Source organism: Bradyrhizobium sp. S3.7.6 (genome assembly GCF_054061875.1).
On record NZ_JBSSEQ010000001.1, the window covers coordinates 8,028,692 to 8,041,067 of the forward strand.

General features: G+C 61.9%; 13 protein-coding genes. 7 read left to right on the plus strand and 6 right to left on the minus strand.

The genetic code is table 11. The features are described from left to right. Positions 1 to 18 precede the first annotated feature (18 nt). The 5 genes from ACVJ5M_RS38770 (at position 19) to ACVJ5M_RS38790 (ending at position 5,417) form a co-directional block, all read left to right on the plus strand. On the plus strand, positions 19 to 669 hold the full coding sequence (locus ACVJ5M_RS38770; RefSeq protein ID WP_063985224.1) for a hypothetical protein: 651 nt from the start codon (positions 19 to 21) through the stop codon (positions 667 to 669). 144 nt (positions 670 to 813) lie between these two features. After that, a complete protein-coding gene (locus ACVJ5M_RS38775; RefSeq protein WP_063985225.1) occupies positions 814 to 1,455 on the plus strand; it encodes a transglutaminase-like cysteine peptidase in 642 nt (213 codons plus the stop codon). A gap of 419 nt (positions 1,456 to 1,874) precedes the next feature. Further along, positions 1,875 to 2,402, plus strand: coding sequence for a hypothetical protein (locus ACVJ5M_RS38780; RefSeq protein WP_283018485.1), 528 nt, complete (start codon positions 1,875 to 1,877; stop codon positions 2,400 to 2,402). Positions 2,403 to 2,422: 20 nt separating this feature from the next. After that, entirely contained in the window at positions 2,423 to 4,633 is a 2,211-nt protein-coding gene (locus ACVJ5M_RS38785) for a GNVR domain-containing protein (protein ID WP_063985227.1), read from the plus strand. Then, positions 4,617 to 5,417: a hypothetical protein gene (locus tag ACVJ5M_RS38790; RefSeq protein WP_063985228.1), complete on the plus strand. Its 801-nt coding sequence runs from the start codon at positions 4,617 to 4,619 to the stop codon at positions 5,415 to 5,417. Before ACVJ5M_RS38785 ends, ACVJ5M_RS38790 begins: the two co-directional genes overlap by 17 nt. A 1-nt stretch (position 5,418) precedes the next feature. Here the strand turns inward: ACVJ5M_RS38790 and ACVJ5M_RS38795 are convergent, their stop codons facing one another. The 3 genes from ACVJ5M_RS38795 to ACVJ5M_RS38805 all read right to left on the minus strand — a co-directional run bounded on the left by ACVJ5M_RS38795 (position 5,419) and on the right by ACVJ5M_RS38805 (position 9,274). Then, complete coding sequence (locus ACVJ5M_RS38795) at positions 5,419 to 6,579, minus strand: acyltransferase family protein (RefSeq protein WP_063985229.1); 1,161 nt, start codon at positions 6,577 to 6,579, stop codon at positions 5,419 to 5,421. Between the two features lie 34 nt (positions 6,580 to 6,613). Further along, positions 6,614 to 7,708 carry a glycoside hydrolase family protein gene (locus tag ACVJ5M_RS38800; RefSeq protein ID WP_063985230.1) on the minus strand — a complete coding sequence of 365 codons (1,095 nt, stop codon included), beginning with the start codon at positions 7,706 to 7,708 and terminating at the stop codon, positions 6,614 to 6,616. A 141-nt stretch (positions 7,709 to 7,849) separates the two neighbouring features. Continuing rightward, entirely contained in the window at positions 7,850 to 9,274 is a 1,425-nt protein-coding gene (locus tag ACVJ5M_RS38805) for an undecaprenyl-phosphate glucose phosphotransferase (RefSeq protein ID WP_063985231.1), read from the minus strand. 345 nt (positions 9,275 to 9,619) lie between these two features. On the opposite strand from ACVJ5M_RS38805, the gene ACVJ5M_RS38810 reads away from it, so the two are divergent. Then, complete coding sequence (locus ACVJ5M_RS38810) at positions 9,620 to 9,925, plus strand: hypothetical protein (RefSeq protein ID WP_245328482.1); 306 nt, start codon at positions 9,620 to 9,622, stop codon at positions 9,923 to 9,925. Between the two features lie 132 nt (positions 9,926 to 10,057). Further along, positions 10,058 to 10,792: a metallophosphoesterase family protein gene (locus ACVJ5M_RS38815; protein WP_063985232.1), complete on the plus strand. Its 735-nt coding sequence runs from the start codon at positions 10,058 to 10,060 to the stop codon at positions 10,790 to 10,792. A 28-nt stretch (positions 10,793 to 10,820) separates the two neighbouring features. Here ACVJ5M_RS38815 and ACVJ5M_RS38820 read toward each other — a convergent pair whose 3' ends face one another. From ACVJ5M_RS38820 to ACVJ5M_RS38830, 3 genes are all read right to left on the minus strand, one after another. After that, entirely contained in the window at positions 10,821 to 11,243 is a 423-nt protein-coding gene (locus ACVJ5M_RS38820; RefSeq protein WP_028159056.1) for a hypothetical protein, read from the minus strand. Positions 11,244 to 11,294: 51 nt separating this feature from the next. Continuing rightward, positions 11,295 to 11,540 (minus strand): hypothetical protein, encoded by a 246-nt coding sequence (locus ACVJ5M_RS38825; RefSeq protein ID WP_063985233.1) that lies wholly within the window; start codon positions 11,538 to 11,540, stop codon positions 11,295 to 11,297. Between the two features lie 394 nt (positions 11,541 to 11,934). Next, the gene (locus tag ACVJ5M_RS38830) at positions 11,935 to 12,141 is read right to left on the minus strand and encodes a hypothetical protein (RefSeq protein ID WP_283018484.1); all 207 of its coding nucleotides are present in this window, start codon (positions 12,139 to 12,141) and stop codon (positions 11,935 to 11,937) included. Positions 12,142 to 12,376: the final 235 nt, after the last annotated feature.

The following is a 12,376-nucleotide window of genomic DNA, read 5'->3' on the forward strand; positions in this document are numbered from 1 at the left end:
ATTGAAGTGGGCAGGGCAATGAGCTGGAATTCTGGTAGGCGCTTCACCGTGGTCGTCGGAGCGCTGGCAATTTTCGCCGGAATGCCGGCAGCATTCGGCGCAACGGGCGTCAGCTCGGGCTGCGTTGCCAACACGGGCGTTGTTTCAGCCGAGCGCGCCACCGACTTTCTGGCCAATCCCGGCGGGCTGCTCGACCAGTTCAAGGACGGACAAGGCGGCCTCGCCTCGGCTGTGCGCGACCTTCTGACCGCGCGTCCCGAGACAGTCGATGGCATTGTCTCGCTGGCGAAGGCCAGCAGCACCGATCAAAGCCGCGCCATTGGCGCTGGTCTCGGCACCGCCGCTTCGGTTTGCGTCCTGTCGCAGCCCGGCGTTGCCCAGCTGATCCAGGAGGCGGTTCTCAAGACCGAGAATCCCGACCTGATCCAATCGTTCACCAGCATCACCGGCGATATCCCGACCGAAGCGACCAACGGCGCCGATCCGACGGGCGAGACCACAGCCGGCGGCGGACCTGGTTCGACCGCGGCGGAGGCACGCGGTGGCGGAGCAAGCTCGACCGCACCCACGGTCGTGAACCAGAGCGGGCCCGGTGCGGCGTCACAGACGCAGACGCTGTTTGCGGCGACGTCGACCGCCGTTCTGACCTCGGTAAGCCCGTCGCGCTGACGGCTGGAACCGTTAACCACCCCTCCCAGGCCGGTCCCGTGACCGGCCTATTTAGCTACAATTGTAAATTTCCGCGGAACCAAAGCTCAAATCGTTTGTGAGATACCCGTAGCGTCAAAAAAGAAAACGCGAGACGGGGATGTCATGAGCTGGATTATCAAATCGCTGGTCGCGATCGGGATCGCGTCGACCGGCACCGCCGCCAAGGCCGAGATGTTGAACGACAGTTCGCTCAATCAGGCGAAGAGCGCGTTCATCCGCGAGTACGACAATGCGCTCGCGCCGCTGCAATTCGTCAAGTTCTGCATGAACAACGACGGCGAATGCGCGAGCGACGCCGCCGACCGGACACTGCCTTCGGGCGACCGGGCGATGAGCATGCTGCGCGAGGTGAACAGCTCGGTCAACGCGTCGATCACACCGATGCAGAAATCGACCAATCCGATGGTGGCGCGCTGGAGCCTTTCGCCGTCCGCCGGCGATTGCAACGACTACGCGGTCACCAAGCGTCATCAACTGATCGAGATGGGCTGGCCCAAGTCGGCACTGCGCCTCGCAGTGGTCCTGACAAATGGCGGCCAGGGCCATCTCGTGCTGGTGGCGCGACTTGCCGACGGCGACTTCGTCCTGGACAATCTTTCCGCTTCGGTGCGCCCCTGGAACGCCGCGGATTACGAGTGGATCTCGATGCAGTCCGGCGGAAATCCGCGCTTCTGGGTCGCGATCGGCGAGCATGGCGAGCGCCTGCGCGCCACGCGTCTCGCGATGTTGCGGACCTCCGAATAGACCGCGCGAAGTTTCGCTCTACCGCCCTCAATCGCAGGTTGCGACAGGCGCGAGGCGATGGTCTGCCAGACCGTCCCTCGCGCCTTTGCCTTGGCATGGTGCTTGGCCTTGGCATGGCGCTTGCCTAAAATTCGTGCTTATCGCATACGAGCGCGCGCAACCATTCGCCGAATCCGCGCCTGATCGCAGCAAGAATTTCGTTCATGCGAAACGGGGATGCAGAGCGGGCAAGTATGGCAATTTGGTCCGTACTGGTTTATATTTTGCGCCGCACAAGAATTTGACATAGTTTTGGGTCATCAAGGACCTAGGGCCTAAATCCATACGTCATCGCTAGTTTGCAACGAGATATGAGCGCGATCCTAATCAAACTCGATAGCTTGTTGCGTGGCTCCCTGCCGGTTTTACGGATCGCGGCAGTGATCGCCGTTGCCGTGTCTGCGACGCTGTCGGCGCCGGCACAGGCTCAATGCGTCGATCGCGCCGAACGAGCGCCGTCGTCCGCGGTCAGCGCATTCGTCTCGGACCCCTCGGTTTTGTTGCGACAGTCGAAGAACGACAGGGACAAGCTTTCGGGCCGGCTCACCGGATTGCTGGTGACCGACATAGCCGCGCTCGATCCGGTTCGGGACATGCTGCGCCAGGCGAGCCAGGCCGACCGTGTCGCAATCGGCGCCGGGCTTCACCGTGCCGAAGAGCGCTGCATCGCGACCAAGCCCGACGTCGCGCGCCGGATCAGCGAATTCGTTGCCAAGCTGCACGACGGGTCCATCCTCAAAGGATATCTCACGGATCAGGACGCCGCGGCTGCGCCCGTTCCGGGAAGCCCGGCTCCCGCCACGGCCAGCAATGCACCGGCGGGTCCGGGTGCAAGCGCCGGTCTGATGTCGGGTGAGTGGAAGACCGAACTCGCCGACCCGTTCAAACCCGTTCCCCTTCCCGAGTGACAACCTCAAGATTCCCAGAGATGTTTCAGCCACGAGATCAGTTTCCGCAACGCCCGAGATATGCCATCGAGGTCGGTGGCACGACGCTCAGCGCCGAGCGCGCTCTGGACATCGTACGCCGCCAATGGCCGCTGATCGTCGCCATCGTGGCCGGTACGCTCGCGATCGTTCTCGTCTACCTGATCGTGGCAACGCCGATGTACACGGCAAATGCGCGCATCCTGATGGACACACGCCAAACCCAGGTACTGGACAAGGACAGCGGAACCGCCAACGCGCTGATCGACCCGGGCTTCGTCGACAGCCAGGTCGAGATTCTCCAGTCTGACGACCTCCTCCTGTCGATCGTCCGTCGCCTGAAGCTCACCGAGGATCCGGAGTTCAACGGCTCGGATCCCGGGTTGATTCCGCTGGTCATCGGCAAGGTCATCTCGATGTTCGGGTCGGACGGTCCTCCGAGCAAGGAGCGGGTCGAGCGCGGCGCGGTCGAGCTTCTCCAGAAGAACCTTAAGGTCGAGCGCGTGCTGACGACCTATGTCCTCTCGATGAACTACCGTTCGATCGATCCGAACAAGGCTGCGCAGATCGCCAACGCGATTGCAGACGCCTACATCGTCGGCGCGCTGGAGGCGAAATATCAGTCGACCAAGCGCGCCGGCGAGTGGCTCCAGCAACGCAGCGCCGAGCTGCGTGAACAGGCGACGGCGAGCGACCGCGCCGTGCAGACGTTCAAGGCGCAAAACAACATCGTGGGCACCAGCCGGGGTCTGATGAGCGAGCAACAGCTTGCGGACGTCAACTCTCAGCTTATTGCCGCTCATGCCGCGACCGCCGAGGCCAAGGCCCGCCTCGACCGGATCGAGGCGCTGCTTGACAAGGATCTCGTGCAGCCGACCGTGACGGACGCACTCAACAACACGGTGATCACGCGCCTGCGCGCCCAATATCTCGACCTGGCGGCGCAATATGCCGACTGGTCGAGCCGTTACGGCAAGACCCACCAGGCGGCCGTCAACCTCGCCAACCGAATGGAAGAGCTGCGCAAGGCGATCGCGGACGAGGTCCGTCGTATCGCGGACGCATATCGCAGCGAGTACGAGATCGCCAAGAGCCGCGAGACGGCGCTTGAGGAGAATCTCAAGAATCTCGTATCCCAGGCCGGCAGCACGAGTCAGGCGCAGGTCAAGCTGCGCGACCTCGAAAGCGCGGCGGATACTTATCGTAACCTCTACAACAACTTCCTCGAGAAGCTGCAGAACGCGACGCAGAACCAGAGCTTCCCGATCAGCGAAGCGCGCATCATCGGCACGGCGGTCAAACCCGACAAGAAGAGCTCACCCAAGACGCTGCTGGCGCTGGTCGGCGGCCTGCTCGGCGGTCTCTGTTTCGGCTTCGGGGCGGCCTTCACGAAGGAACTGATGAGCGACGTGCTGCGATCTCCGAGCGACGTCGAGGATCAGCTCGGGGTGAAATGCCTCGGCGTTCTTCCCGACATCCGCGCGGCGAGGGCTTCGGCAGATCATCCGGAAGGAAACATATCCAGCTACGTCGTCGAGCACCCGTTCTCGCGGTTCGCGGAGACGCTGCGGAACATCAAGGTGTCGATCGACGTCGCGCGCCTGTCGCGCGAGGTCAAGATCATTGGAATCCTGTCGTCCTTGCCGAAAGAGGGAAAAACGACGGTTGCCGCCAATTTCGGTCATTTGACCGCGTTGACCGGACATCGCACGCTACTGATCGACGGCGACCTCCATACCCGCTCGCTGACGAGGGCGCTGGCCCCCCATTCCAAGACCGGCCTGGTCGAAGCCCTCAAGGATCCGCGCTCGTTCGGCTATCATATCCAGCGCAGCAAGGAGAGCGGGCTCGACTTCCTGCCCTCCGTCGTCGCATCGCGCATGGTGAACTCGGCGGACGTCATCGCCTCCAAGTCGATGGCTGACCTGCTTGCAGTGGTGCGCGAGGAATACGAATACATCGTCATCGATCTGGCGCCGGTGATGCCGGTCACCGACGCCAAGGCTGTCAGCCATCTCGTCGATGCGATGGTTTACGTCATCGAGTGGGGCCGTACGACCCGCAACGCGCTCCAGGAGTCGATGGCGAGTTCCGAAGGCATTCAGAAGAAGCTTCTGGGCGCCGTGCTCAATCGCGCCAATCCGAAGATGCTCAAGAGGATCGAGGCGTATAAGGGCTCGCACTACAACAGCTACTATGTCGAGGGAGCCTAGCGCCACCGAGCCGGCGGCACAGGCAGCGGGGACCGCGTATCGCTGGCTTCTGCGCGGCTCGACCATCGCGCTGGCCGCAGCCGCGCTGGCGTGGATCGCGGCTATCGCCCCGGATGTGACCAATCCCGCGGTTCCGCAGATTGCAGGACGCGTCGCGCGCGGCGAGCGATATGAAGTCGATCGCCTGAGACGGATCGTATCGGACAATTTGCCATCCGCCCGTCGCCTATGCAGCGCCAAGACGCTGCGCGAGCTCCTGCTGCTCCAGCTCGCAATCGCCGACGAATCGACACGCACAGGCGACCTGAAGCAGATCGACCTCGATGCAGACGCCGTCGCGTCGACGAGCCGTGCCTTGCTGGCATGCGCGCCGACTGAAGCACTGGGCTGGTTCGGCAGCTACTGGGCCGAAATTCGCCAGGCCGGCTTTGGGCCGCGAACGGCGGAACTGCTGGGTCTTTCCTATCGCTTCGCACCACACGAGGCCTGGCTCCAGCTCATCCGCGCGCCACTGGCGCTTCGCGCCTTCAATGCGGCCTCGCCCGAGCTCAGGGATTACGCCACCCAGGACTTCGCCGATATCTTCCAGGCCCGCCTGTTCCCAAGCGCAGCTACGTTCTATCAGGCGGCAGGCGCCGAGGCGCGCATCGCGCTGCTCGAACGCACCTGCGCCGCGCCCGAAGCCGATCGGGAATTGTTCTCGCATTTCGTCGCGGAGAAGGGCCTGCGAATTCGCCATCGCTGTTATCCAGTCGATGGCGATGGCTTTCGGATGAGCCGCTAGGCTATTTCAGCTCGGTTCGCGGCACGCCCTGCGAGGGATTTTCGGGCAGGTATTGCAGGAAGAATTTGGTCAGGCCGCGACGGCTGCGCAGGATCGGCGATTCGAAGTACTTCCAGGACACATGCGCGACAGCGTAGGAGATCACGAAACCGATGGCTGCGCCCGCGGTGATCTTCACGCTCTCGGGCACCGACATCCCGCCATAGAGCGTCAGCGCCTTGCCCAGCGGGTTCGGGATGAAGTTGTGAACGAGATAGAAGCCGTAGCTGATCTTCCCGAGATGCTCGAGCGGCTTCCACTCCAGCGCCTGAACAAAGGCACTGTCCTGGTTGGCGCGCACCCACCAGATCAGCGCGACCAGGCACAGCCCGATCGCAATGTCGATCGCGGGAGAAAGATACGAAGGGGCCTCGTAAATCACGCCGTTCGAGCACAGCGCGAACGCGACGATGAGGAGACAGGCAAATATGCCGTTGCCGTTCGGGGCCCATCCCTGCCTGCGAAGATGCAGGATCGTGATCGCGCCACCGAACGCGATCAGGCTGAAATTCCAGGGCGACAAGGTGTGGATGGCGGTGTGATTGAAGCCCGATGAATACATCAGGAAATGGCCGATCAACCCGAGGGCGACGACGCTCATGCAGGTGACGAAATGGCGCTCCAGCGGAAGCAGGATGAACAGGAAGGGCGCAATCACGTAGAACTGCTGCTCGACCGAGAGCGTCCAGAGCACGCCGAAGGGACCGGCAGTCCCGCCGATGACGCTGCCGATCCAGTAGTTCGACAGGTACACGACGTGATAGCGGAAGCCGAGATCGGGCCCCGCGTGCTGAAAATAGGACCGGGCCAGGAAGAGGATGGCGAGAAGCGCATAATATGCGGGAAAGATGCGCGTCGCCCGCTTGACCCAGAAGGTGACGATTTCCGCCGCGGGCCGGGACGCGGCCGTCCCGACCTTGCCTCGCTGCCTGTTGAGCTCGCCGATGATCAGGAAGCCGCTCAGGATGAAGAATATCCAGACGCCGACGCTGCCCGAGTAGAACTGCAGTCCGCACTTGTGATTGAGATAGACCAGGACGACCGAGAGACCGCGCAGCCCGTTGAAGCCCAAGATGCTGCCCGACTTCTCGGTGTTGACGCGCTCAGATCCAGGTAAAGGCATTGCAGGTTCTTTTCTTCGCACGGAGACCGAAAAGCTACAGTCCCCTGGTTCTCAACTCAGTCGATTCTTCAGCCGACAGGCGGCCGCCGGCAAATTCCGAAAGAAGGAAGAGCGCAACCTTGGGCCTGTCGATCTCGTACATCAGCCCAAACCTGTTCTCCGGCGGCTTCTTCTGCGGCTCGTCGAACAGCTCGTAGACCATCACACTCTCGATCTCGACGTCTTTCTGGTTCTTCAGATATTGGAAGGTGTCCCGCAGTGAGCGGAGGCATTGCTCCGTCAGGGGATCGCCGGGCCGATTTCCATAGGCCGGCTTGTAGATCTCGGCGCAATTGACCTCGTTGAACGTCACCGGGCGGTGATAGGACGCCAGCTTCTTGAAGAGGTCGAAGGGCGGATTGCGTCCATTCCAGTGCCGATGCGGGTTCTGCCCCGCCACCTCGTAATAGTGGTAGGAGATCACGTCGTATTTCACGCCCCGGGACTCCATGAAGTCGAGGAAGCCCAGCATCGTCGACGTCGTGTTCAGCACCTTGCGCAGACGACTTCCGGTCTCGCGGTTGATCTGGTCGATGGCATCGGACGCGCCGTGCAACACCTGGGCCCAGTCTTCCATCACCGGCATTTCGAAGTCCGCCGCGGTCATGCCGCGCCCGAACAGCTTCTTCCCGTCGGAATCGACCGCGAGCAGGTTGATCTCGTTCTCAAGCTCCCAGTCGGACACATCGTCCTTGAATTGCCGGACGAACGCGTAGGTGCGGTCGTAGCCCTGCCTGTAGAGCGCGTCCCGGTCTCCCTTGGGGTACCGCCCCTTGTCGGTGCGGTCACCGTAGCGGAAGGGGAAGTTGATCAGAGGGTGAAGCGTGATCGAATATTTTCTGGCGAGCGCAATGGTCTGCCGGAACATCGTGGCTTCGCCCGGCTCGGCATCTTGCGTCAGGTTGAGACCGGTCCTGTATTGCGTGAGCCCCCGCTCCCTCATGAGCTGAAAGATCGGCGCGAGATCCCTGCGTTTTTGCGGCGGTCCGCCGACCCCCCACTCCAACGCGTTCGCATGAGAACAGGCGGCAGCGATCGCCCAGGTGACGAGCAACGGCACGGCGACGAACTTGGCGAGGCGATGGCTCAATCTGCAAGGCTCGGCGTTTCGGGGGTGCAAATCGTCAAAGGGGCAGCAACGAATCACATGCTGCAAAATGCAGGCCGTTTCCCCTCTGCACGGGCGGCGTGCGGGTCGGGCGCGGCAACGCGCGCCCGACGTCGGCCTGGCTCAGTAGGCTTCCTGATGGATCAGCGCCAGCGCGGTCTTCAGGATGATCCTGATGTCGAGCCAGATGCTCCAATTGCTGACGTACCAGATGTCGTACTCGACCCGCTTTTCCATCAGATCGATGGTCGGCGTCTCGCCGCGGAAGCCGTTGACCTGGGCCCAACCGGTCAGGCCCGGCTTCATGTGATGCCGGTACACGTAGTTGCTGATGATCGGATCGTAGTAATTGTCGTGCGCGAGCGCATGCGGGCGCGGCCCGACCAGCGACATCTCGCCGCGCAGAACGTTCCAGAGCTGCGGCAGTTCGTCGATGCTGGTCCGCCGCAGCGCACGGCCAACACGGGTCACCCGCGCGTCGCTCTTCGTCGCCTGCGTGACCACATGACCGTTCTCCGCCACCGTCATCGAGCGGAACTTCCAGATATCGAATTGCTTGCCGTTGAAGCCGCGCCGGGCCTGCTTGAAGATCACTTTGCCCTTGGAATCGAGCTTGATCATGATCGCAGCCGTGATCAGCAGCGGCGCCAGCAGCAGAAGCGCGAACGAGGCAAGGCCGATGTCGAGGCAGCGCTTCTGCGCCTGCTCGAACACGCTGAGCGGCGCGCGCTGGATCTCGATCGCGACCGTGCCGCTGACGGGCTGGAACGGACGCGAGACCAGATCGGCGATCGGGAAATCTGGCAGAAGGCGGATCGGCTGGGGGACAACGCGCAGATGCTGGCTCAGCTTCTGGAGAAGCGGCATCTCGTCCCAGTCGATGACCAGGAGATATTCTTCCACATCCGCCGTGCGCGCCTGACGGGTGATGTCGCGAATCTCGTGATCCCAGCCCGCGCCCTCTTCAGACGGATCGAGCACGAAATGTCGCACGACGTTGAAGCCGTGCTTGCGCAGATCCTTGAACCGGGTCGAGGTGAAATCGAGAGGCTTGAGGCTGAGCAGCACGACCTTGCGGTCCACCAGACGGCCCTTGGCGTAGCTCGAGGTCAGCGCCAGGCGCCACAGCACGCGCAGACCGCCCAAGGCGACGCCGCCGGTCGCGGCGAACAGCAGCGTGGTTCCGCGCGACAGGTCCGCGGACGATTTGAGCAGGAACGCCTCGACGGCGAGAATGGTCAGCGAGATCAGCCAGACCGCCAGGGCCTTGCGCAGCTGCCAGACCGTGCTCAGCAGACGATGGTGATCGTAGACGCCCTGGAAGTAAGCGATGGTCACGAACACCGCGCCGACGACCAAGCCTGCTCCGACGGATGAGTCCTGCTCGATCACGAGCACGCGATACAGGCCGCTCGCCACGAAATAGCTGAGCAGTACGGCGACGAAGTCTCCGGCGATCAAAGCCACTTGCAGGGGTCTTTGGAGGGCACCGCGTCGGTTCGAGATAACCGAATAATAGTTTTCCGAACCGTAAGTTGCTACAGCCATCCGAACCTCGCTGCCTCGTCACCACTCGCAATCAGAATTGCGAGCAAATCGATCTAATTTTTTCGATGTGCGCCGAAGTATATCTTAACTAAACAAAGCGACATTGCGGCAGTGCACCGAAAAAATCAAATCGATTTTCATGCAATGCAGCGTCGCAGCAAAACAATGCTCAAACTACTGTCACACGCGTGACAATTAAGCAGGCATCACGCCGCGTTTCACACCAAATCGCGTCATTTTCGCACAGCATTGTCGCGCGCATTTGAACGGCTGTTCAACCATGCCGCTTAAGCCGTTATTAGGCCGCGGCCATTAACACTCGTGACCAATTCGAGGAGTTGCGTCGTGAGTACGGTTGCCATTTTCAGTCTGCTGATCGGATCGTTGCTGGGAGGCCGATTCCGGATCTTCATCCTGCCGCCCGCCATCGTTCTCGGTGCGACGATCCTCGGTGTGGGCTCCGCGTGGCAGGGACATGATTCAGCTCACATCGTTGTGACGATTCTCGTCTTCGCGTCGGTGCTCCAGCTTGGCTATTTCTGCGGCGCGGTTCTGGTGCGCGCGCGAGCGGCGGGCCTATCGCGGCAAGGCCGCACCCTCGTTCGACAGCCGCAGCTTCGGCTAGCCTCGCGCAAGCTTGTGGACAGGTGATTCGCAGCGCGGGTGAATGATCGGGCAGGCGCAGGCTTGCCGGCAGGGGTAGAAAAAAACCTGCTCGGACACCCAAATTCTCCGATAGCATATTGACATCCCGGGCGAAGCTCTTTGAAAGAGTTGCACCCCATGTCCATGATTGCGCCCCGAAGTTCGCCCCGGCCGAAGCTACCGAACGGCGTGCGCATCTATGCGATCAGCGATATCCACGGCTGCGCGCATCTGCTCGAGCAGATGTTCGCCGTGATCGATGCGGACATGGCGAACAGCCGGCCGTTTCGCGCGATCGAGGTCTTCCTCGGCGACTACATCGATCGCGGACCGGACTCGCGTCATACCCTCGATCTCCTGATCAACCGCAGCCGCCGCCGCAACACCGTCTTTCTCAAGGGCAATCACGAGGCCTATTTCACCTCGGTGCTGGAAGATCCCGCCCGCGCCGCCGAATGGTTTCAGTTCGGCGGGCTCCAGACCCTGATGTCGTACGGCGTGTCGGCCGCGCCCGGCCTTGGCAAGGACGAGTTGCCCGATCTGGTTCGCGAGCTCACATCCGTGATGCCGCCGGAGCACATCGCGTTCCTGCGCCAGTTGCGGCCGACCTTCACATGCGGCGACTTCTTCTTCGTCCATGCAGGGGTGCGTCCGGGAATTCCGCTCTCCGAGCAGCGCGAGCAGGACCTGTTGTGGATCAGGGACGAGTTCCTGCAAAGCAATAGGCGCTTCGGCAAATACGTCGTGCACGGCCATACGCCGGTGAAGCAGGCCGAGCTGCTCGAGAACCGGGCCAACATCGATACCGGGGCCTATGCCACCGGAAACCTGACGCTGCTGTCCATTCAGGGCAACAGCATGCTCGCGATCTAGCGGTCTCGCTCGCGCGCCGTATCAGGCGTCAGTTGGTGGGGCTCGCCGGAGGCCGGTAGTCCGGGAAACGGCTCAGCATCGCCGCCTTCAGGAACTTGAAATGGGCGATCGAGGCGCCGAGCTCCTTGAGCCGGCGCTGGCCGTTCAGGATTTCCTTGTCGAACAGGTCCTGGTGGTGATTGTCGAGCGCCTCGCGCTCGAGATATTCGTCGTCGCCGTTCCCGATCGTCACGGCGGCGCGCGCCAGCACGTCCTCGACCCGGCGGTTGAGACCTGACTGCTCGCGCTCCGCCGCATGCAGGGCGTCATCGATCGCAATCATGATGGCTTCGATGCGGGTGCGATCTGTTTCTGCGTCGCGCTCGGGCGAGCGCGCGCGGAACACCTGCTCGCCGCCGAAGCGGTCTTTCAGGAAGTTATGGGTGCGGGCCCGCAGGAAGAGCTGAAACATGCGTGCATTTTCCGGTTCGAGGCGCCAGACCAGAAAATGGGCCCGCGATGGTTAATAAAGGCTGAATCCTTCGCGTCGCTCGGTGCGGCTTTGCGCCATCCAGGCCCTCCAGGCACCCTCGTGCTTCTCATAGAGCTCGAGCCTGCGCTGCTCGCCGGCATCGGGCGCGACCTGCGCCTGCTCGCTGTCGAGCCGCTCGAACTCGAACGTCTCCTCGGGCGTCAGGCCGATCAGGACGCGGCGACCTCCCCCGTCGACGAAATACCGCCGTGGCGCGTTGTACGTCGGGCTCGTCATGGCGTCTCCCCGAAATCCCGTCATGCTTCACTCCCCTCCGCCGCCATGCGAGTCGCAACGGCGAGAACCGCACGCCGGTTGTAAATCCTTAGAATGCACGCCGCGCCCTCGCCAATGAACTGTTCTGCCGGAACGCGGTGGGACTGTAGGGACGGTGGAACGGATGGCGCTCCGTGCGCTCGCGAGGCCGCAGCGCGCGTGTCGCATAGCCTGCGCCAAAGCCAGCGAGGAGCGAGACAAGGATCGCGAGCAGCATCATTCGCAATTCGTTCCAGTGACACTGGCAGTCTCATCCTCGAGTTGTGTCGAGATCATGATCACCGCCGCTGATTTTCTCGTCATGCCAGGGATTTTTTGGGCAGCACCCTGCATGCGAACTGATCGGGCTCGTGCGTCAACCGAAAAACCAGAGGAACAATCGCACCAGCATCAGCGTGATGAAATACACCCAGCCCGCCATCGCGATCAGCGCAACGCTGAAAAACGCGCCTTCAAACGCCCGCTCTCTGAGCTTGGTGAGAGGAAGTGCCGCTCGCGCCTTTTGAAGCATCTCGGTCTTCTTGATTTTGTTGATTTTGATTTGTTCGTGCGCGCGCACCATAGCCGAACGAATTCGACGATCTCGTGACGACTCAACCGAGAGAAGCACAATACTGCTCGTCAAACCGCTGCCGCATGCATCGCGATTGAATTTTTTTCTCGTTCGAAGCCGTTGCGACCAACCGGCGCCGATTCAATTCAAGTTGATCGCTCGAATCGACGTCGTGATTTCGAAGCAAACAATGTCGTGATCTCGAAGCACTTAATTCCTAATCGCGCACAAGTGCTGACGCCGA